Origin of the sequence: Streptomyces sp. ISL-43 (genome assembly GCF_018614195.1) — a bacterium.
Classification (GTDB): domain Bacteria; phylum Actinomycetota; class Actinomycetes; order Streptomycetales; family Streptomycetaceae; genus Streptomyces.
Genome location: NZ_JAGGOT010000023.1, coordinates 126834 through 145977, shown reverse-complemented (window position 1 = coordinate 145977; position 19144 = coordinate 126834). Strand labels below are relative to the sequence as shown.

Below are 19144 nucleotides of genomic sequence, written 5' to 3'. Positions count from 1 at the left end.
GCGGGGCGCGGGGACGCGGTCAGGACGTGGCGCACTGCGTCAGTCCGGCCGTGTCCCCCTTGCCGATCTTCTCCAGTGCCTTCACCGCGTCGTCGATGGTGGAGACCTTCACCAGCGTCAGCCCGTCGGGCACGTTCGTCGCGGCGGAGGCGCAGTTCTCGGCGGGCGTCAGGAAGTACTGGGCGCCGGCCTGGCGGGCACCGATGGTCTTCATCTGGATGCCGCCGATCGGGCCGACCTTGCCGGCGTCGTCGATGGTGCCGGTGCCTGCGATGAACTTGCCGCCGGTCAGGTCCTCCGGGGTGAGCTTGTCGACGATGCCGAGCGCGAACATCAGGCCGGCGCTGGGGCCGCCGACGTCGGCGAGCTTGATGTCGATCGTGAACGGGAGGGTGTGGTCGGTGTCGGCCCGGATGCCGACGATGGCGTGACCGTCGTCCTCCGCCTTGCCCGCGGTGATCGTGACCTTCGTCGTGGCGGTGGGCTCGCGGTTCGCCTTCTCGGCCTCGGCGGCCTCGGCGGCGGGCACGATGGTGAATTCGACCGGCTCGCCGGGCTTGTGCTTGGTGACGAGCTTGGCCACGTCCCCGGGGGCGTTGACGGGGGTGCCGTCCACGGCCTTGATCACGTCGCCGGCGTGCAGCTTGCCCTCGGAGGGGCTGCCCTTGACCACGGTGGCGACGATCACTCGGGCGGAGACCGGGATGCCGAGCTGCTTGAGGGCGGCCACCTTGGCGCTCTCCTGCGACTGGCTGAACTCCTCGGCGTTCTCCTGCGTGGACTCCCGGTCCGTCTTGCCGTTCGGGTACAGGTTCTCGTGCGGTACGACGATGTTGTCGCCGGCCGCCCAGCCGTACACCGCTTCCAGCAGGTTCATGTCGTAGTCCGCGCCGGTGACGCGGACCGTCGTCATGTTCAGATGCCCGGTGGTCGGGTACGTCTTGCGCCCCGAGATGTTCAGGACCGGCTCGCCGTGCGAGTCCCCGAGCGTGTTCACGGTCGGGCCCGGACTCATCTCGGAGTACGGGACCTTCATGAACACCCCTGCGCAGAGCAGGGCGAAGAGCATGAGGGTGGAAGCGAGCATCGTCGCAGTGCGGCGTGGCATGGATCGACAGTACGGGACGGCCCTGACGGGCGGCCTGCGGGGCCGGTCCGTAAGGGGCCGGGCGCCTCAGACGGCGTCGGAGCCGGAGCCGGAGTGCGCGTCCGCCTTCGCCCGGGTCTGTTCGGCCTTGCCCATCGCTTCCCGGAATCTCGCGTATCCCGCGAGCTCGGATATGTCACCGGATGTACGGTCGCGTGCCGCCCAGCTGCCCCATATCGCCGCTCCGACCGCGGCGAACAGCGGAATCAGCAACCACGCCAGTGACGCCATGGGCGTGCCTCCTACCCCGAAGTACGTGTTGTTGGTGGCTTCAACGCTGGTACCCGGGAGGGGGTTACGCAAATCGAGGGCGTGTTGCGCGTCCGAATGGGGCAAAACGAGCGGTCTGGCAGGGTCAGCAGGCGCCGACCCACTCCTCCGTACCGTCCGCGAACGTCTGGTGCTTCCAGATCGGAACCTCGTGCTTGAGGTCGTCGATCAGCATCCGGCAGGCCTCGAAGGCCTCGCCCCGGTGCGGGCAGGAGACGGCCACGACGACCGCGAGGTCGCCGACGGCGAGATCGCCGACACGGTGGACGGCGGCGAGGGCCCGGACCGGGTACTTCGCCACGACGCGCTCGGCGACGCGGCGCATCTCGGCCTCGGCCGACGGATGGCAGGAGTAGCCGAGCTGGTCGACGTCCGCTCCGCTGTCGTGGTTGCGCACCGTGCCGACGAAGAGCGTCGTACCACCCGTCGCGTCGTCGCCGACGGCCTGGAAGACCTCGTCGATCGAGAGCGGGGTGTCACGGATTTCGAGCAGCCGGATCGGGTCCGAAGCGGCCTGCTCGCCGGGGTGGTCGAAGTGCGGTGCCATACCTTCCATCGTGCCCTAGCCGCTGACGCGGCGGAATAGCCGATTCGCCAGGGCCACACCCCCGCCCTTGGGAGCCTCCTACCAATCCGGCCCCGCCGGCTTCGGGGCGCGGGTCCGGGGCGGAGCCCCGGGACCCGTCAGATCCCCCGGCGCCTGCGGGCCGCGCGGACCACGGCGGCGGCGCCCAGCAGCGCGACCGTCGCACCCGCCGCACCCGCCGCGGTGGCGTCCTTGCGCCCCAGCCTGCGACCCGCGACCGTGTGCCGGCCCGCGACCTCCTGGAGGAGCTCCGCCAGCACCTCCTCGTTGGTCCAGCGCGGCCGCCAGCCCGCCGCGTGCAGCCCGCTGACGCTGACCACCCACGGATGCATCGTGTACGCCAGGTCCCCGGCCGGGGACGGGGTCAGGCCGATCCGGTGCAGCCGGGCCGCCGCGCCCAGGGCGACGGCGGACGGGAGCTCCATGCGGCGGATCCCGCTCAGCTCCTCGACCTCCTCCTGCTCCAGCCAGCCCTCGCAGCCCACCGCCAGCTCGCCCTCGACCTTCTCCAGCGCCGCGTACTCCAGCGCGCTGACCAGGTCCTCCACGTGGCAGAACTGCCAGGTCGGGCGGGACCCGGCCACCACCAGCAGGCGCGGGGACTCGAAGTACCGGGTCAGCGCGGTGTCCGTGCCGCCGACCAGCACGGCCGGGCGGACCACGGTGACGTTCAGGCCGGGGTGGGCGCGCGGCGCCCGGCGGCCCAGGCGCTCGATCTCCAGCAGGTCGCCGACGCCGGTCGCCTCGGCGGTGGCCCGCAGCTCGGCGTCCTCGGAGAGCGGGATGTCGTTGTCCGGCAGGGCCCCGTAGACCATCGCCGAGGTGCAGAGCACGACCCGGTGCACGCCGGCCGCCGCGGCGGCGGTGAGCACGGTCTGGGTCCCCCGCACGTTGTACGCCGTACGGGCCGCCGGGTCCGTCTCCAGGTCGAGGTCGAGCGCCAGGTGCACGACGACGTCCGCGCCGCGCAGTTTCTCGGCGATCGCGGGGTCCCGTACGTCCAGGAGGTGCCACTGCGCGGCCGCGCAGTCCCCGCGCCGCTCGTCGATCGCGACGACCTGCTTGACCTCGTCGGACGCGGCCAGCCTGCTCACCAGCGCGGCGCCGACACCCGACGCGGCGCCGGTCACGGCGATCACGGGGCTGCGCCGCACGGAACCGTCCGGGTTTCGCGGCTGGCGAACGCCCTGGGCGCCGTCACCGTGCTCAGCGCGGCTTTCGGCCTCGTGCGGCTCTCGGCCGTGCTCGTCCGAGCCGTGATTGTCCAAAGCGTGCGGATCTGGGGAACTCACCAGGCGTCTCCAGCGGTTGTCTTCAGTAGGGACGCGCCGTGACGCGTACCTACCAGGTGATGTCCATCCTGCCGCAGCCCGGGAGTCGACGGAGCACCGAGCCCGGAAGCGGGTCTGGTGTCTACGCTGGGTGGTGTCGTCCGACCATTGCCCGCCGGCCCCCGCCGGCGGCCCTACGAGCCGAGGAAACCCGTGAGCGACACCCCATTCGGATTCGGCCTTCCGCCTGAGGAGCCGGACAACGGCGACGAAGGCAAGAAGAAGGGCAATCAGGGAGGTCAGGGCGGCCCGAATCCGCTCGGTTTCGGCGCGGGCCTGCCCGGCGGCGCCGGCGGCCCGGGCGGCGCCGACAACCCGTTCGCGGCGATGTTCGGCTCGATGAACCCGAACGACCTGGGCGCGGCCTTCCAGCAGCTCGGCCAGATGCTGAGCTACGAGGGCGGCCCGGTCAACTGGGACATGGCCAAGGACATCGCCCGCCAGACCGTGGCGCAGGGCACCTCGGACGGGGTCAAGGACGCCAGCGTCGGCATCGCCGAGAAGTCCGCGGTCGAGGAGGCCATGCGCCTCGCCGACCACTGGCTGGACGACGTCACCTCGCTGCCGTCGGGCGCCGCGACGGCCGTCGCGTGGAGCCGCGCCGAATGGGTCGAGGCGACCCTCCCGGTGTGGAAGGAGCTCGTGGACCCGGTCGCCGAGCGCGTCGGCGCGGCCATGGGCGGCGTCCTGCCCGAGGAGATGCAGGCCATGGCGGGCCCGCTGCTCGGCATGATGCGCTCCATGGGCGGGGCCATGTTCGGCCAGCAGATCGGCCAGGCCGTGGGCACCCTCGCGGGCGAGGTCGTCGGCTCGACCGACATCGGCCTGCCGCTGGGACCGGCCGGCAAGGCCGCCCTGCTGCCGCTGAACATCGAGAGCTTCGGCAAGGACCTGAGCGTCTCCTCGGACGAGGTCCGGCTGTACCTGGCGCTGCGCGAGGCCGCCCACGCGCGTCTCTTCGCGCACGTGCCGTGGCTGCGCTCGCACCTCTTCGGCGCGGTCGAGGGGTACGCGCGGGGCATCAAGGTCGACACCTCCAAGCTGGAGGACGTGGTCGGCCAGCTCGACCCGTCGAATCCGGAGCAGCTGCAGGAAGCCCTCCAGGGCGGCATGTTCCAGCCGCAGGACACCCCCGAGCAGAAGGCCGCGCTGGCCCGCCTGGAGACGGCGCTCGCGCTGGTCGAGGGCTGGGTCGACGCGGTCGTGCACGAGGCGGCCAAGCCCCGGCTGACCTCGGCGGACGCCATGCGCGAGACCATGCGCCGGCGGCGTGCCTCCGGCGGCCCGGCCGAGCAGACCTTCGCGACGCTGATCGGGCTGGAGCTGCGGCCGCGCCGGCTGCGCGACGCCTCGCGGCTGTGGGCCTCGCTCACCGACGCGCGCGGCGTGGACGGGCGCGACGGGCTGTGGGAGCACCCGGACATGCTGCCGACCGCCTCCGACCTGGACGACCCGGACGGGTTCGTGCACCGCGAGCAGCTGGACTTCTCCGAGATCGACAAGATGCTCGGCGAGGCCGCCCAGAAGCGCGAGCAGGACGGCGAAGACGAGAAGTGAGCCTGCACGACGACGCGGCGGCGGTCCTGAAGGCGTACGAGGACCAGCCCGAGCTGCGCGACCTGTATCTGGAACACCTGGCCGCGCACCCGGACGGGGTCTACAAGCCCTGCCGTGCCGGTCACATCACGGGCAGCGCGCTGGTGATCGACCCGGCGCGGGGCCGCGTACTGCTGACCCTGCACAAGAAGCTCGGCATGTGGCTGCAGATGGGCGGGCACTGCGAGCCCGGTGACACCACGCTCGCCGGGGCCGCCCTGCGCGAGGCCGTCGAGGAGTCGGGCATCGCCGACGGGCTGACGCTGCTGCCCGGCGGTCCGGTGCGCCTCGACCGGCATCCGATCCCGGCGCCGTGCAACTGGCACCTGGACGTGCAGTACGCGGCGCTGGCGCCCGCCGAGGCGGTCGAAGCGATCAGCGACGAGTCGCTGGACCTGCGCTGGTTCCCGTACGAGGAGGTGGCGGCGGTGGCCGACACCTCGGTCGTGCGGCTTCTGGAGGCGACCCGGGCGCGGCTCTGACCCCGGCACGGGACATGCGGAAGAGGGGCGGCTCCGCCGATGCGGAGCCGCCCCTCTTCCGTTTCCGTGCGCCTGTGCCGGATCAGTTCCAGGCGTTGTTCTGGTTCTGGGCGTGGGCGCCCTGCTGGCCCACGCCGAACTGCGCGGCCGCGCCCTGGCCGATCTGGGCGTTCTGCGGCGGGAGCACCTCGCTGGGCTGGACCAGCGCGAAGCCGGTGCCGAGGAAGCTGAGCTCCCAGCCCTCGCCGGTGTTGCCGCGCCGCCGCCAGACTCCGGTGGAGTGCGTCTGGGCCTGCATCTGCACGCGCAGCGAGGTGGACCAGGCGACGATGGCGTCCGCGTCGGCGTTGACGTACTTGTCAGGCGTGACCTGCATCATCAGCGGCTGCCCGGAGGTCATCAGCGCGACCTTGCCGCGTCCGGTGATGTTGAGCTGGTACTTGCCGGAGCCGGAGATCCCGTACTGGCTGTCCACCGCGATGACCTCGGTGTGCAGGCTCGAGTCGAGGGCCAGTACGTAGCTGCTGTCGACGGTGAGGCCCTCCTGGTCCACGTCCAGGACGTGCACGTACTGCGCCAGGTTGGCCAGGTAGACCGTGCCCTGGCCGGAGCAGCGCATCAGGTCCAGGCCCTCGCCGGTGCGGCGGCGGGCGTTTCGCTGGGTGGCGCTCTGGTACTCGCCGTCGAAGTCGATGATCCCCTGGTAGGCGACCATGGCGCCCTTGCGGGCGAGCACGTCGTCGGAGCCGCTCAGCGAGACCCGCAGCAGCTGCGGGTTCTGGACGGCGTACCGCTCCTGGGACTGCGCCTCGGCGTGGGCGAAAAGTGAGCTCTGCATGATGTGCCTTCTCCCCCTCAGCCCCGGGCCCGGAGCCGGTCGGTGCTGTCCTCGCTGGGCTGTACGACGACGATGCCCTGGCCGGAGAAGGCCATCTGGTAGGCCTCCCCGCTGCCCCGGCCGATCAGCGACGAGGCCTTGAAGCTGCTCTTCCCCTTGACCTTGAGGTTCGGGGACCAGGCGACGAGCGCGTCGGGGTCGACGAACGTCTCGTCCTCGCCGCGCCCGCAGTCGACCACGATCGGGGTACCGCGGGAGGTGATGGCGACCCAGCCGGTACCGGCGACCGACACGTTGAAGAGTCCCTGGCCGGCGAACTTGGCCATGCCCTTGACCCGCTCGACGCCCCACTGGAGGTGGGCGTCGAAGGCGAGGAGGTTGGTGCCGTTGACGGACAGGGAGTCGTTGTTGAGGTTGATGACGACGACGTCCGCGCCGTAGTCGGCGAGGTAGAGCAGGCCGTCGCCCGTGCACTTCATCAGCGGGGCGCCCTCGCCGGTGAGCCACTGCGAGGCCATCTGGCGGACGGCCGGCGGATTGGGCTCGTACTGCACGAAGCCCTCGTAGGCGACCATCGATCCGGTGCGCGCGAAGAGGTCCTGGCCGCTCTGCATGGCGACCTTGAGCATGGACCGGCCGTGGTTCTCCATGCGGGCCGTGACGGGAGTCGGGGCGTAGCCCGCGAGCTGCTGGTTCATTGCGTTCATGGCATTCATGTGGGGCTCCCTCAGACCTCGTACGGCTGAACGACGATGAAGTTGCCGGGGGCTCCGCGGAACTGGAGGTTCACGGTCTCCCCGCTGTGGCCGGGGTAGGCGTTGCGGCGCAGCCGGACCTGGCTGGAGATGATCACCTGGGCGGCGGACGACCACGCGACGATGGCGTTGCTGTCGGCGAAGGTGGTCGGGGTGACGGGCAGGACGACGGGCACGCCGTGCGTCTTGACGATCACCGTGCCGGTGCCCTGGAACTGCATGGTGAACAGCGCGCCGCCGGGGATGCCGTGGCCCTCGATGCGGCGGACCTCGTGCTGGAGCGACTCGTCGAAGGCGAGAACGCTCTCGGCGGAGACGCAGATGCCGTCGCCCTGGAGCTCGATGGCGTGCAGGTGGGCGCCGCCCTCCGCGAGGAAGACCTGGCCGCGGCCGGTGCAGCGCATCAGCTGCATCTCCTGGCCGGTGGCGTTGCCGACGACGCGGCCGGCGAAGCCCGCGCCCTTGTAGCTGAAGTCGACCTTGCCCTGGTAGAGGACCATGCTGCCCTGGCGGGCGAGGACGGCCTGCCCGCCCATCGACAGGTCGACCCGCATGAGCTGCTGGTTCTGCGGGGTCCAGCGGACGCCCGTCGGGGCTTCCTTGTACGGCTGGAGCGCGGCGGCGAGACCGGCGCCGGCGGCGGGCACCGCCTGCGCGGGCTGGCCGTAGCCGGGCTGCTGGCCGTACGGGGGCTGCTGCTGGCCGGGGAACTGGCCGGGAGGCGCTCCGGGGACCTGGCCGTACGAGGGCTGCGGCTGCTGCCCGTACGGCGCGGGGGCCGGGGCGGGCGGCGGGACCTGGCCGTACGCGGGCTGCGGCGGCTGGCCGTAGGGCGCGGGGGCCGGCGGGGCCAGGGGGGCGCCCATCGGCGCGGCCATGGTGGGCGCCGCGTGGACGGGCTGCTGGTACTGCGCCGGGGCGGGGACCGGGGTCTGAGGCGGCGCGCCGGCCGGGGCTCCGAAGGCCGGGGCGGGGGCCGGGTGCCGGCCTTGTGCGGGCGCTCCGAAGCCGGGCGCGGGCGCGGCGGCCTGCGGCGGCGGGGCGAAGCCGGGCGCGCCGGCAGGGGCCTGCGCCTGCGGCGCGGGCTGCTCCTCCTCGGCGACCTCGCCGCCGAAGTTCTGGAGCAGCGCGCCGAGACCGCCGTCGAAGCCCTGGCCGACGGCGGCGAAGCGCCACACGTCCTTGAGGTAGAAGTCGCCGATCATCAGCGCGCGCTCGGTGGTGAACTCCGAGCCTGTGAAGGTGTACCGGACGACCTCCTCGCCGCCGGCCACGATCCGGATGTAGCCCGGGCCGATCTGCGACATCTGGCCGGCGCCGTCGATCGAGGCGGCGAAGGAGAGCTTGTGGATGTTCGCCGGAATGCGGTCCAGGGTCACCCGGAAGGATTCCGCGTCACCGGCTTGGGCGCCGAGCTGCTGGATGGACTCCTCCGGCGACTTCGGCTGGTTGAAGAAGACGAAGTACCGGTCGTCCGAGAGCTGCTCGTTCGCGTCGAGGCCGAAACAGCTGATGTCGATGGCAAGTCCGGGCCCGGCGATCTGGACACCCACGTAGAGGTCCGTGCCCGCCGTCAGATCGCTGATTTTGGCCTTGTGACCGCGTTGGAATTCCCTGGCCATACGTAAGACCGTCCCCCATCCCGACTGTGAATGCGTGCCGCTCAGGCTAACGGCAACCGCGGACATCCGGCCAAGTCGGTACCGACCCGGTACATATCACGGGGTGTGACATCACCGGCAATTGCGGATCATTCATCCTGAGCGGACGGGACCTTCGGAAGGCGCTCGGCGGCGACGACGCCTTCGAGGTAGCCGCGGGCCCGCTCGGTGCGCGGGTACGCCTCGAGCAAGGCCCAGAAGCCGGGGCCGTGACCGGGCACGAGGAGGTGGGCCAGCTCGTGCAGCAGCACGTAGTCGACGACGTACTCCGGCATCCCCTGGAGGCGGTGCGAGAGCCGGATACTGCCCTCGGCCGGGGTGCAGGAGCCCCAGCGGGTGTTCTGGTTGGTGACCCAGCGGACCGTTCGGGGGCGGGCGCGGGCGCCGAAGTACTGCTCGGACAAACGCTCGGCCCGCTCGGTGAGTTCCGCGTCCCCCAGGGTGCGCTTGCTCTCCTGCGCCGCGAGTTTGTCGAGCATGACGCCCACCCAGCGCTGCTCCTCGGCCTCGGACATCCGGGCAGGGATGAGGACGACCGTACGATCACCCTCGCGGTAGGCGGATACGGTCCTGCGGCGGCGTGCGCTCCGGCGGACTTCGACGGCGCGCTGCGGTGGATCGGCGGACACGCCACGACGGTACCCGCTCGCCATGGCGGAAGTCCCGCCCCTCGGGGCTCGAACGTGATCGATTCGCGGCCGCCCCAGCGAGAACCCCAATCATCCCTCTCATATGCCGAATACCCCTTGCCTGTGGACAAACTTTCACGCGCCTTTCGAGGGCCGGGCAGTCTTGCGGAAAGCGGCGCGGGACGACGCGGCGCGTGAATCGGGGAGGACCGCGATGTATCCGAAGGTGAAGCCCGCATTGGCCCGGGCATGGCGGGACACGCAGACGGTGCAGTTCGGGGTGACGCCCGCTCACGCGGTCGTCCTCGGCCCGGTGGACACGGCCACGGGCACGCTCCTCGACCTGATCGACGGGACCCGGGGCATGGAGCTGCTGCGCACGCAGGGCAAGGGGATGGGGCTTCCGGACGGGCGGGTCGACGAGGTGGTGCGGCGCCTGGCGGCGGCCGGGCTGCTCGACGACGCCACCGCGGGCGGCCCGCGCGCCCAGGCCGTGCGGGACCGGCCGCAGACCCTGGACCGGCTGGGCCCGGACCTGGGCTCGCTGTCCCTGGTCCACCCCCGGCCGGGCGGGGACTTACGGGGTGTGGCCGCCCGTCGGGGGATACGGGTCCAGGTGCGCGGGAGCGGCCGGGTGGGCGGGGTCATCGCCTCGGTCCTGGCGGGAGCGGGCATCGGCCGGGTCGACGTGCTCGACGGGGGCCGCGCCCAGCCCGCGGACGTGGCACCGGGCGGGCTGGGCCCCGGCAGCGTGGGCAGGCTGCGCGCCGAGGCCGCGCGAACGGCGGTCCGGGAGGCGGCCCCCGGCCGTGGGCCGCGGACCGGGGAGAGCGGCGGGCCGGAGCCGGGGCTGTCGCTGGTGGTGGTCGCGCCCCGGGACGGACTGCAGTCCTGGGCCCCGGATCCGCAGAGCGCGGCCGACTGGGTCGCCACCGGCACCCCTCATCTGTACGCGGGGGTGCTGGAGGGGACCGGGCTGGTGGGGCCGCTGGTGCTCCCCGGAGCCACGGCCTGCGCCGGGTGCATGGAGCGCGACCGGGTGGACCGGGATCCTGCCTGGCCGCGGATGCTGGTCCAGTGGCGCTCGGCCCATCGCCGCCGGAGCGTCGGGGCCTGCGATCTGGGCCTGTCCACGGCGGTGGCCGGCCTGGCCGCGGCCCACGCGCTGTCCTTCCTCGACGGGGAACTGCCCGCCTCCACCGCCACCCGTTGGGAGGCCTCCCTCCCCGGCCTTCACTGGCAGCCGACCCCGGTCCTCCTCCACCCCGACTGCCCGTGCGGCTCGAGTGGACGGCCCGAGCCTGTCGCGGTGGGATCGACCGCGGGACCCCCGCTTGGAACGGCAGCGGGATCGGGCTCCGGGACGCGGAGAGGGCCATGACAGGATTGCCCGTGGCCGAGGTGCCGTCCGAAGGCCGTCGGGGCTCTCCCGAAGCGCCGCTTGCGGCTCAGCTGTCTGGGAACTGGAGGGGCGTATGTCTGATCTTCCCCGGAAGGCGGTCACCCGTACCGTCAAGCTGGCCGCGCTGCCACTGGGCATCGCGGGCCGGGCGACGTGGGGTCTCGGCAAGCGCATCGGGGGCAAGTCGGCGGAGATCGTGGCCCGCGAGCTCCAGCAGCGCACCGCCGAGCAGCTGTTCCGCGTGCTGGGCGAGCTGAAGGGGGGCGCCATGAAGTTCGGGCAGGCGCTCTCGGTCTTCGAGTCGGCCCTGCCCGAGGAGGTCGCCAGTCCCTATCGGGCGGCGCTGACGAAGCTTCAGGAGGCGGCCCCGCCGCTGCCCGCGGCGACCGTTCACCAGGTGCTGGCGGAGCGGCTCGGCGCGGACTGGCGGGACCTGTTCGAGGAGTTCGAGGACAAGCCGTCCGCGGCGGCCTCGATCGGGCAGGTGCACCGGGCGGTGTGGCACGACGGCCGACAGGTGGCGGTCAAGGTCCAGTACCCGGGGGCCGGCGAGGCGCTGCTGTCGGACCTGAAGCAGCTGGGCCGGTTCGCGGGACTGCTGGGACCGCTGATCCCGGGCATGGACATCAAGCCGCTCATCAAGGAGTTGCGCGACCGGGTCTCGGAGGAGCTGGACTACGAGCTCGAGGCCGAGGCGCAGCGCACGCACGCGGACGCCTTCGACGGCGACGAGGACGTGTTCGTACCGGACGTCGTGCACCAGGGCGACCAGGTGCTGGTGACCGAGTGGATGGAGGGGACTCCGCTGTCGGAGGTGATAGCCGACGGCACCCAGGAGGAGCGCGACCGCGCCGGGCAGCTGCTGGCCCGGTTCCTCTTCTCCGGCCCCGCCCGCACCGGTCTGCTGCACGCCGATCCGCACCCGGGCAACTTCCGGCTGGTGTCGGGGGCGGACGGCCGGACGCGGCTGGGCGTACTGGACTTCGGGACGGTCGACCGGCTGCCGGGCGGCTGGCCCAAGCCCATAGGCCGCTCACTGCGGCTGACGCTGGCCGGTGACTCCGAGGGGGTTTACGGGCATCTGCGCGGCGAGGGGTTCGTGCGCGAGTCCATCGAGCTGGATCCCGACGCGGTGCTCGACTACCTGAAGCCGATGCTCGAGCCCGCCGAGGCCGATGAGTTCACCTTCACCCGGCCGTGGCTGCGCGGCCAGGCGGCGCGGATCGCCGATCCCCGCTCCCCCGCTCACCAGTTGGGGCGCCAGATAAATCTGCCGCCTTCGTACCTGCTGATCCACCGGGTGACGCTGAGCACGATCGGCGTGCTGTGCCAGCTGGGTGCGACGGTCCGCCTCCGCGACGAACTGGAGTCCTGGCTCCCCGGGTTCCTGCCCGACGAGGGCTGAGCCGGCCGGCCGCGTCCCCCTCGGGGTGCGGCCGGCGCTCACCACCAGGCGGAGTCGAGACGGCCCTCGATGGCGCGGAGGTTGGCGCGCGCGCAGTCGACGCAGAAGTACTGTCTGGTCCCGTTCTCCACGGAGCAGGTCCAGGTGGGCGGGGCGCCGGCCGGGGACTGGGCGCCGCAGCGCGCGCAGACGACGGGCGGGGCCTCGGTTCCCGGCGGGGCCGGGCGGGGCTTCGGCTGGTCCACCTCCAGACGATATCGCCGCGAGGGGGTGCAGGGCTTCCGCAACGCACCGGGGGGACCGGTCCGTTCGGACCGGTCCCCCCGGGCTTCGCGGCGGGAGCCGAAGCTCCTCGCCGCCTGTGGCGCTCTCAGTGCATGACGGCCATGGCCAGCGCGCGGCGGGCGCGCAGCGAGACGCGCTCGGCTCGCCTCTGCATGCGCCGCGCGGCGACCACGCGCAGGGCGCGACGCTCGACGTCGACCTCACGCATACGGTCGGCCATATGGGCACGAGCCAGGGCTTCTGGGATGAGTTGCATTTCGCGGGTCCTGTTCTGACGCGAGGTGATCGCGCCGGAAGTGATGAAGTCTGCGGTGGCGGAGCCGTGCGGCTGCTCGCTCGTGGTGGCGTGGGGGGACATGAGGGCCTGCTTCAGGGGGTCGCGCGTGAGGGGGCGGTCGATGGTTCCGTTGGCGGTCATGCCGCGACAACCGGGTTCTTGCGCGGACGGCCACGGGGGCGCTTCCGGGCTACGACGACGCCCTGGACGAAGAGCTCGCCACCCCAGACACCCCAGGGCTCGCGGCGCTCGAGCGCACCGGCGAGGCAGGCCTCGACCAGCGGGCAGGTGCCGCAGAGGGACTTCGCGTACTCGACGTCCGCCGGGGACTCGGCGAAGAAGACCTCGGGGTCGTAGGTACGGCAGGCGACGGGTACGCCGAGGTTCTCGATGGCGTCGTCGAGCGCGGTCAGCGCGGTGAGGGGAGTCAAGGTGGAGTCCTCCGGGACTGCGGGCGGGGAGAGGGTCTGGGTCTTCGGTACGGACGGGGCGTGCGCTTCGAGTTGCACGGTGTTTTCTTCCTCGTCTTGGTCGTCTAGTCGTTCCGGCCGGTCGGCCGGGGCGGCTGGGTTACGTCGTCACACCGACTGGTCCTGCCAGTCCCGCGGCCCCTTCGCTTCGTCGTCCCCTGTTCGGGGACAAACAGAAGGGCCGCGGATCCCTGGTGGGGTTCCGCGGCCCTGGAGGCGCCGGCCTGATCATGCGATCAGACTGGATCACTCCAGGGTTCGAGCCCACGGAAGGCCCACATCAGGTGGTGCTGCTGCTTCGTCTGCTTCGTCTGGGATCCGGCACCGGCTGCGGCCGCGAACCCATAGGCGCCATGCGCCTGGGCTTCTGCTGCCAGTACTGCCACCGGCGCCTGGGTCGGTCGCTCATTGCGCTCACTGACCAGCAGCGCGGCGGGCGCGGCGGCCAGGACAGGGCTGTCGGCGATGCAAATCGCGGACAGACCGGTACCCGTGAGCGGAAGGAGCGAGGAGGAGCCGAGCGTGCAGGAAGCGGCAACCGAGCGATCGGTCATTTTGGTGGTCGTCATGGAGCTGGTCACTGGTCTCGCCTCCTCTCGGCGTCTCGGGGACTCGGCCCGGAGGCCTCGTCCCATGCGTATTCGGGTAAGTACAGCACGGATCCCGGGCTTCGGAGAAGCCACCGTTTCCGTTGCTAAGAACCTATGGGGATTCGCTGGGCATGTGCAAACTATTTTTCCGACGAGTTTCTACGCGTCGTCAGAATCTGCCCCCTCGGGCTCCTCACCTGCGCAGATGGCGAGCACGTCGGCCCCGTACCGCTCGAGCTTGCGACCGCCCACGCCGGAGATCATCGAGAGCTCTCCCGGCTCGGCGGGCGTGGCCTCCGCGATCGCCATCAGCGTCTTGTCCGTGAAGACGCAGTAGGCGGGCATGCCCTGCTCCTTCGCCTGGACGGCGCGCCAGTCGCGGAGCCGCTCGTAGAGTCCTTCGTCCATGTCCGAGGGGCAGTCCTCGCAGCGCATCAGCTTCAGCTCGCCGGCCTCGGTCAGCGTCTTGCCGCAGACCCGGCACAGGACCGGGCCTCGGCGGCCGCGCTTGCGGACGCCGAGGGCCTCGGCCGCGCCGCCCGCCTTGGTTCCCGGGGCCACGGAGCCCGGCCGCAGGCCGTTCAGGAAGCGGCTGGGGCGTCGGGAGCTCCGGCCGCCCGGAGCCCGGGAGAGGGCCCAGGAGAGCGTCAGGTGGTGCCGGGCCCGGGTGACGCCGACGTAGAGCAGCCGGCGCTCCTCCTCGACCTGCTCGTCGGTCTTGGCGTAGGTGATCGGCATCATGCCGTCGGTCAGGCCGGCGAGGAACACCGCGTCCCACTCCAGGCCCTTGGCCGCGTGCAGCGAGGCGAGGGTGACGCCCTGGACGGTCGGGGCGTGCTGGGCGGCCTTGCGCTCGTCCAGCTCGACGGTCAGGTCGGACAGGGTGGCGGCCGGCCGGGCGCGGGCGAAGTCCTCGGCGAGACGGACCAGCGCGGCCAGCGATTCCCACTGGTCGCGCACGGCGCCGGAGCCTGCGGGCGGCTCGCTGGTCCAGCCGGTGGAGCTGAGCACGGCCCGGACCTGGGAGCCGAGCTCCACGACGTCGTCGAGCAGCGGGTCGTTGCCGCCGGAGCGGGCCGCTCCGCGCAGCGCGAGGATCGCCTTCTGCACTTCGCCCCGCTCGAAGAAGCGCTCGGCTCCGCGCAGCTGGTACGGCACCGAGGCGTCGGCGAGGGCCTGCTCGTAGACCTCGGACTGGGCGTTGATGCGGTAGAGCACGGCGATCTCACCCGCCGGGACGCCGGCGGCGATGAGGTCCCGGATCCTGCGGGCGACGCCCTCGGCCTCGGCGGGCTCGTCGGGGTACTCGGCGTAGACCGGATCGGGGCCGGGCTCGCGCTGGGAGATCAGCTCCAGGCGGTGCTCGGCGGCCCGGCCCTTGGCCTGGTTGAGCAGGCCGTTGGCGAGGTGGACCACCTGGGGGGTGGAGCGGTAGTCGCGGACCAGCTTGACCACGGTGGCCTGCGGGTACTTGGTGCGGAAGTTCAGCAGGTGGTCGGGGGTGGCGCCGGTGAACGAGTAGATCGTCTGGCTGGCGTCGCCGACGACGCAGAGGCTGTCGCGCTCGCCGAGCCAGAGGTCCAGCAGCCGCTGCTGGAGCGGGCTGACGTCCTGGTACTCGTCGACCACGAAGTGCTGGTACTGGGTGCGGATCTGCTCGGCGATGTCGTGGCGGTCCTGCAGGATGCCGACGGTGAGGAGCAGCACGTCCTCGAAGTCGATCATGCCTCGGTCGCGCTTGAGCTGCTCGTACGTCCCGTAGATCTGGGCGATCTCGGCCAGGTCCCGGGGGGCCTCCCGGCCGGACTTGAGAGCGGCCGCGGGATAGTCGGCGGGCACGGTCTGGGTGACCTTCGCCCACTCGATCTCGCCCGTGACATCGCGCAGCTCGCCCCGGTCGAGGCGGATCCGGCAGCGCGCGCCCGCTTCCGCGACGAACTGGATCTTGCGCTCCAGCAGCCGCGGCACGTCGCCGCCGACCGCCTTGGGCCAGAAGTACTGGAGCTGGCGCAGCGCGGCGGAGTGGAACGTGCGCGCCTGCACCCCGCCGGCGCCGAGCTCGCGCAGACGGCCGCGCATCTCGCCGGCGGCCCGGTTGGTGAAGGTGACGGCCAGCACGCTCGCCGGCATCAGCTGCCCGGAGCGGACCCCGTAGGCGATGCGGTGGGTGATCGCCCGGGTCTTGCCGGTGCCCGCGCCCGCCAGCACGCACACCGGCCCGCGCAGGGTCGTCGCGACCTCGCGCTGCTCCGGGTCCAGGCCCAGGAGCACCGCGTCGGCCGAGTCGGCGCCGGCCGTGGAGGATGAGGAGTGCGTTGCTGGTGTCACCCCGCCATGCTGCCAGGTCTCGTGAGGAGGGCGGGAAATCCGTCCACAGGCCGCGCGCTTTCGTCCTACCGGAACATCGTCGTACCGGAGAAGGGTCCGTCGTGCGTGCCGGAGCCCGCGCCGGAGCCGGATCCTGCGGGCGGGAATGGCCGCGCGGTCCCGTACGTTCGACTACTCGGACCAACGAGCACCCCACGAATGGAGAGCGCAGCATGCAGGACACGGGCACGGTCACGATGTACAGCACGACCTGGTGCGGCTACTGCCGCCGGCTGAAGAGCCAGCTCGACCGCGAGGGCATCGCCTACACCGAGATCAACATCGAGCTCGACCCGGAGTCCGCGGCGTTCGTGGAGAAGGCGAACGGCGGCAACCAGACGGTTCCCACCGTGCTCGTGAAGTCCTCTGTCGGCAGCGAGTCGGTCATGACCAACCCGTCGCTGGCCCAGGTCAAGCAGGCCCTCGCCGTCTGACCCGCGCCCGACCCGGCATCGCGCACGTCACACACGTCCTGGATGTCACGCTCGTCACACACGTCACGCGCGTAACTAGAGAAGGGCCCCCGCCAGAAGGCCCCCGCCAGAAAGGCCCCCGCCCCGGCGGGGGCCTTCTGCTGATCCCGGCTATGCCTTCGGCTTCGGCAGCGGCTCGCCGTACCAGAGCTCGACCAGTCGGGCCGCGATGGAGATGCCCGCCGGCGGGAGCACCTCGCCGGACTCGATCGCCGCGCGCAGGTCCGCGCGGGAGAACCAGCGGGCCTCCTGGATCTCCTCGCCGTCGACCGTGATCTCGGAGGTGGTGGCGCGGGCCGTGAAGCCCAGCATCAGGCTGTACGGGAACGGCCAGGGCTGGCTGGCGACGTAGTCGACCTCGCCGACCCGGACGCCCGCCTCCTCCCACACCTCGCGGATCACGGACTGCTCGATCGACTCGCCCGGCTCCACGAACCCGGCCAGCGTCGAGAAGCGCCCCTCCGGCCAGTGCACCTGGCGGCCCAGCAGCGCCCGGTCCTGCTCGTCCGTGACCAGCATGATCACGGCCGGGTCGGTGCGCGGGTAGTGCTCGGCGCCGCAGCCCGGGCAGCGGCGGATGTGCCCGGCCGCCGCGACCACGGTGCGCTCGCCGCAGCGGGAGCAGAAGCGGTGCATGCGCTGCCAGTTCTCCAGCGCCACCGCGTGCACCACCAGCCCGGCGTCCCGCGGGGAGAGCAGCATCCCGGCCTCGCGCAGACCCGCCGGGCGGGCCGACTGGTCCATCCGGCCGGGCAGCGAGTCCTTCTGGAGCGCGAAGTACCGTACTCCGTCCTCGTCGGTGCCCAGGAAGTACCGGTGGGTCTCGGTGACCGGGGCCTCGAAGGCCGGGGTCGTCACGATGCCGGTGCCGCCGTCGGGGGTGTCGTCGATCAGGACCTGGCCGCCCGAGACGACGAAGACGCGGGTGCTCGGGTGGCTCCAGGCGGCGGCGAGCCACGCCTCGTCGAGGCGGTGGTGCGCGGCGCGGTCTATTCTGCTGGGCGCGGCGAGCGAGATCGGGCGCTTTGACTCGGTATGGGTGCTCACAGGTACTTCCAACTCCCCCGGTGGTGGGACACAGGCAGGCTCAGCAGGACGGTGTGCGGCGGGCGGTGACGGCGGCGGGTGGCTCAGGCGGGCCGGCGGCTCAGGCGGGTCCGGCCGGCTTCCAGTGGGCGGCCAGGTCGCCCCAGAGGTACGCCGTCGTCTCGACTCCCTTGGCGAGCAGGTCGAGCTCCACCTTCTCGTTCGGCGAGTGCCAGCCGTCGGAGGGTACGGAGATCCCGAGGAAGAGGACAGGGGCGTCCAGCACGTCCTGGAGGTCCGCCGCCGGCCCCGAACCGCCCTCGCGGGTGAACCGGATCTTCTGGCCGAAGGCCCGGCCCATGGCCCGGACGACCGACTGCAGCGCCGGGTGGTCCAGCGGGGTCAGGCACGGCCGGGTGGGGGCGCCGAAGGTGATGGAGTGTCGGATCCCGGCCGGGACGCGCTCCGCGACCCAGTCCTTGACGGCGGCCTCGACCTCGTACGGGTCCTGCCCGGAGACCAGGCGGAACGACAGCTTCAGGTGCGCGGAGGCGGGCACGATGGTCTTGCCGCCGGGGCCCTGGTAGCCGCCGCCGATGCCGTTGACCTCGGCGGTCGGGCGGGCCCAGACGCGCTCCAGCGTGGAGTAGCCCGCCTCGCCCGCGGCCGCGTACGACTTGGCCGTACGGAGCCACTCGCTCTCGTCGAAGGGGAGCTCGGCGATCAGCTCGCGCTCGGCGTCCGTGAGCTCGGCGATGTTGTCGTAGAAGCCGGGGATCGTGACCCGTTCGTCCGCGTCGTGCAGGGCCGCGACGAGGCGGGCCGCGACGGTGGCGGGATTGGGCACGGCGCCGCCGAAGGCACCCGAGTGGATGTCCTGGTCGGGGCCGTGCAGGTCGATCTCGCAGTCGGCCACGCCGCGCATGCCGGTGCAGACGGTGGGGGTGGTCTCGGACCACATTCCGGTGTCGGAGACGATCACGATGTCGGCGGCGAGGCGCCGCGCCTCGCGCTCGACCAGGTCACGGAAGTGCGGGGAGCCCGACTCCTCCTCGCCCTCGACGATCAGCTTGAGGTTGACGGCGGGGGCGGACGCGCCGGTCGCGGCGAGGTGCGCCCGGACGCCGAGGGTGTGGAAGAACACCTGGCCCTTGTCGTCGGCGGCGCCCCGCCCGTACATCCGGCCGTCCTTGACGACCGGCTCGAACGGGTCGGTGTGCCAGCCGTCGGCGAGGGCGGCGGGCTGCACGTCGTGGTGCCCGTAGACGAGGACGGTGGGGGCGGCGGGGTCCTCGCTCGGCCAGTGCGCGAAGACGGCGGGCGCGCCGGGGGCCTCTGCGGTCCCCGTCGGCCAGACCTCGGTGACCGGGAAACCGGTCTCCGCCAGCTTCGCCGCCAGCCAGTCGGCGCTGCGCCGTACGTCGTCCGCGTGCTCGGGCTGGGCCGAGACGGAGGGGATGCGCAGCCAGTCGGCGAGGTCGTCGAGGAAGGCGGCGCGGTGCCTGTCGATGTACGCGCGGACGACGCTGTCCGCCGGGGTGTCGCTCATGGACA

At 72.2% G+C, this 19144-nt stretch carries 20 protein-coding genes; 5 read left to right on the top strand and 15 right to left on the bottom strand.

The annotated features are described in order from the left end of the window. Positions 1-19 precede the first annotated feature (19 nt). The 4 genes from J7F03_RS13760 to J7F03_RS13745 all read right to left on the bottom strand — a co-directional run bounded on the left by J7F03_RS13760 (position 20) and on the right by J7F03_RS13745 (position 3157). The gene (locus J7F03_RS13760; RefSeq protein WP_214949271.1) at positions 20-1108 is read right to left on the bottom strand and encodes a PDZ domain-containing protein; all 1089 of its coding nucleotides are present in this window, start codon (positions 1106-1108) and stop codon (positions 20-22) included. Positions 1109-1174: 66 nt separating this feature from the next. Next, positions 1175-1378 carry a hypothetical protein gene (locus tag J7F03_RS13755; RefSeq protein ID WP_214949269.1) on the bottom strand — a complete coding sequence of 68 codons (204 nt, stop codon included), beginning with the start codon at positions 1376-1378 and terminating at the stop codon, positions 1175-1177. Between the two features lie 124 nt (positions 1379-1502). Then, complete coding sequence (locus J7F03_RS13750) at positions 1503-1964, bottom strand: molybdenum cofactor biosynthesis protein MoaE (RefSeq protein WP_214949267.1); 462 nt, start codon at positions 1962-1964, stop codon at positions 1503-1505. 137 nt (positions 1965-2101) lie between these two features. Continuing rightward, positions 2102-3157 (bottom strand): SDR family oxidoreductase, encoded by a 1056-nt coding sequence (locus J7F03_RS13745; RefSeq protein WP_308379473.1) that lies wholly within the window; start codon positions 3155-3157, stop codon positions 2102-2104. Between the two features lie 330 nt (positions 3158-3487). On the opposite strand from J7F03_RS13745, the gene J7F03_RS13740 reads away from it, so the two are divergent. Both J7F03_RS13740 and J7F03_RS13735 read left to right on the top strand, forming a co-directional pair. Further along, positions 3488-4891 (top strand): zinc-dependent metalloprotease, encoded by a 1404-nt coding sequence (locus J7F03_RS13740; protein WP_214949265.1) that lies wholly within the window; start codon positions 3488-3490, stop codon positions 4889-4891. Then, complete coding sequence (locus J7F03_RS13735; RefSeq protein WP_214949264.1) at positions 4888-5412, top strand: NUDIX hydrolase; 525 nt, start codon at positions 4888-4890, stop codon at positions 5410-5412. Before J7F03_RS13740 ends, J7F03_RS13735 begins: the two co-directional genes overlap by 4 nt. Positions 5413-5494: 82 nt before the next feature. On the opposite strand, the gene J7F03_RS13730 is transcribed toward J7F03_RS13735, so the two are convergent. The 4 genes from J7F03_RS13730 to J7F03_RS13715 all read right to left on the bottom strand — a co-directional run bounded on the left by J7F03_RS13730 (position 5495) and on the right by J7F03_RS13715 (position 9319). After that, positions 5495-6250 carry an AIM24 family protein gene (locus J7F03_RS13730; RefSeq protein ID WP_214949262.1) on the bottom strand — a complete coding sequence of 252 codons (756 nt, stop codon included), beginning with the start codon at positions 6248-6250 and terminating at the stop codon, positions 5495-5497. 17 nt (positions 6251-6267) lie between these two features. After that, the gene (locus J7F03_RS13725) at positions 6268-6948 is read right to left on the bottom strand and encodes an AIM24 family protein (protein ID WP_214949458.1); all 681 of its coding nucleotides are present in this window, start codon (positions 6946-6948) and stop codon (positions 6268-6270) included. A gap of 29 nt (positions 6949-6977) precedes the next feature. Beyond that, positions 6978-8627 carry a TerD family protein gene (locus J7F03_RS13720; protein WP_214949261.1) on the bottom strand — a complete coding sequence of 550 codons (1650 nt, stop codon included), beginning with the start codon at positions 8625-8627 and terminating at the stop codon, positions 6978-6980. A gap of 128 nt (positions 8628-8755) precedes the next feature. Continuing rightward, positions 8756-9319 (bottom strand): M48 family metallopeptidase, encoded by a 564-nt coding sequence (locus J7F03_RS13715; protein ID WP_214949253.1) that lies wholly within the window; start codon positions 9317-9319, stop codon positions 8756-8758. 190 nt (positions 9320-9509) lie between these two features. On the opposite strand from J7F03_RS13715, the gene J7F03_RS13710 reads away from it, so the two are divergent. Both J7F03_RS13710 and J7F03_RS13705 read left to right on the top strand, forming a co-directional pair. Next, positions 9510-10676 (top strand): ThiF family adenylyltransferase, encoded by a 1167-nt coding sequence (locus J7F03_RS13710; RefSeq protein WP_214949250.1) that lies wholly within the window; start codon positions 9510-9512, stop codon positions 10674-10676. Between the two features lie 94 nt (positions 10677-10770). Further along, on the top strand, positions 10771-12102 hold the full coding sequence (locus J7F03_RS13705; RefSeq protein WP_214949248.1) for an AarF/ABC1/UbiB kinase family protein: 1332 nt from the start codon (positions 10771-10773) through the stop codon (positions 12100-12102). Between the two features lie 38 nt (positions 12103-12140). Here J7F03_RS13705 and J7F03_RS13700 read toward each other — a convergent pair whose 3' ends face one another. The 5 genes from J7F03_RS13700 to J7F03_RS13680 form a co-directional block, all read right to left on the bottom strand. After that, positions 12141-12347, bottom strand: coding sequence for a hypothetical protein (locus J7F03_RS13700; RefSeq protein WP_214949246.1), 207 nt, complete (start codon positions 12345-12347; stop codon positions 12141-12143). A 125-nt stretch (positions 12348-12472) separates the two neighbouring features. Continuing rightward, on the bottom strand, positions 12473-12805 hold the full coding sequence (locus J7F03_RS13695; RefSeq protein WP_214949244.1) for a hypothetical protein: 333 nt from the start codon (positions 12803-12805) through the stop codon (positions 12473-12475). Continuing rightward, entirely contained in the window at positions 12802-13173 is a 372-nt protein-coding gene (locus J7F03_RS13690; protein ID WP_214949242.1) for a WhiB family transcriptional regulator, read from the bottom strand. The genes J7F03_RS13695 and J7F03_RS13690 overlap by 4 nt, the downstream gene beginning before the upstream one ends. A gap of 197 nt (positions 13174-13370) precedes the next feature. Continuing rightward, a complete protein-coding gene (locus J7F03_RS13685) occupies positions 13371-13715 on the bottom strand; it encodes a hypothetical protein (RefSeq protein WP_374104327.1) in 345 nt (114 codons plus the stop codon). 168 nt (positions 13716-13883) lie between these two features. Beyond that, positions 13884-16052 carry an ATP-dependent DNA helicase UvrD2 gene (locus tag J7F03_RS13680; RefSeq protein ID WP_214949241.1) on the bottom strand — a complete coding sequence of 723 codons (2169 nt, stop codon included), beginning with the start codon at positions 16050-16052 and terminating at the stop codon, positions 13884-13886. A 212-nt stretch (positions 16053-16264) separates the two neighbouring features. On the opposite strand from J7F03_RS13680, the gene J7F03_RS13675 reads away from it, so the two are divergent. Then, complete coding sequence (locus J7F03_RS13675; protein WP_214949239.1) at positions 16265-16525, top strand: mycoredoxin; 261 nt, start codon at positions 16265-16267, stop codon at positions 16523-16525. A 150-nt stretch (positions 16526-16675) separates the two neighbouring features. Here the strand turns inward: J7F03_RS13675 and nudC are convergent, their stop codons facing one another. Further along, positions 16676-17611: an NAD(+) diphosphatase gene (gene nudC / locus J7F03_RS13670; RefSeq protein ID WP_214949237.1), complete on the bottom strand. Its 936-nt coding sequence runs from the start codon at positions 17609-17611 to the stop codon at positions 16676-16678. Positions 17612-17711: 100 nt separating this feature from the next. Then, entirely contained in the window at positions 17712-19139 is a 1428-nt protein-coding gene (locus tag J7F03_RS13665) for a dipeptidase (RefSeq protein WP_214949235.1), read from the bottom strand. Positions 19140-19144 lie beyond the last annotated feature (5 nt).

Bases quoted from the DNA above. Each gene is read 5' to 3' on its own strand.
- J7F03_RS13760 (WP_214949271.1), bottom strand. From the start codon at position 1,108: ATGCCACGCCGCACTGCGACGATGCTCGCTTCCACCCTCATGCTCTTC.
- J7F03_RS13755 (WP_214949269.1), bottom strand. From the start codon at position 1,378: ATGGCGTCACTGGCGTGGTTGCTGATTCCGCTGTTCGCCGCGGTCGGA.
- J7F03_RS13750 (WP_214949267.1), bottom strand. From the start codon at position 1,964: ATGGCACCGCACTTCGACCACCCCGGCGAGCAGGCCGCTTCGGACCCG.
- J7F03_RS13730 (WP_214949262.1), bottom strand. From the start codon at position 6,250: ATGCAGAGCTCACTTTTCGCCCACGCCGAGGCGCAGTCCCAGGAGCGG.
- J7F03_RS13725 (WP_214949458.1), bottom strand. From the start codon at position 6,948: ATGAACCAGCAGCTCGCGGGCTACGCCCCGACTCCCGTCACGGCCCGC.
- J7F03_RS13720 (WP_214949261.1), bottom strand. From the start codon at position 8,627: ATGGCCAGGGAATTCCAACGCGGTCACAAGGCCAAAATCAGCGATCTG.
- J7F03_RS13715 (WP_214949253.1), bottom strand. From the start codon at position 9,319: ATGGCGAGCGGGTACCGTCGTGGCGTGTCCGCCGATCCACCGCAGCGC.
- J7F03_RS13710 (WP_214949250.1), top strand. From the start codon at position 9,510: ATGTATCCGAAGGTGAAGCCCGCATTGGCCCGGGCATGGCGGGACACG.
- J7F03_RS13705 (WP_214949248.1), top strand. From the start codon at position 10,771: ATGTCTGATCTTCCCCGGAAGGCGGTCACCCGTACCGTCAAGCTGGCC.
- J7F03_RS13695 (WP_214949244.1), bottom strand. From the start codon at position 12,805: ATGACCGCCAACGGAACCATCGACCGCCCCCTCACGCGCGACCCCCTG.
- J7F03_RS13675 (WP_214949239.1), top strand. From the start codon at position 16,265: ATGCAGGACACGGGCACGGTCACGATGTACAGCACGACCTGGTGCGGC.
- J7F03_RS13665 (WP_214949235.1), bottom strand. From the start codon at position 19,139: ATGAGCGACACCCCGGCGGACAGCGTCGTCCGCGCGTACATCGACAGG.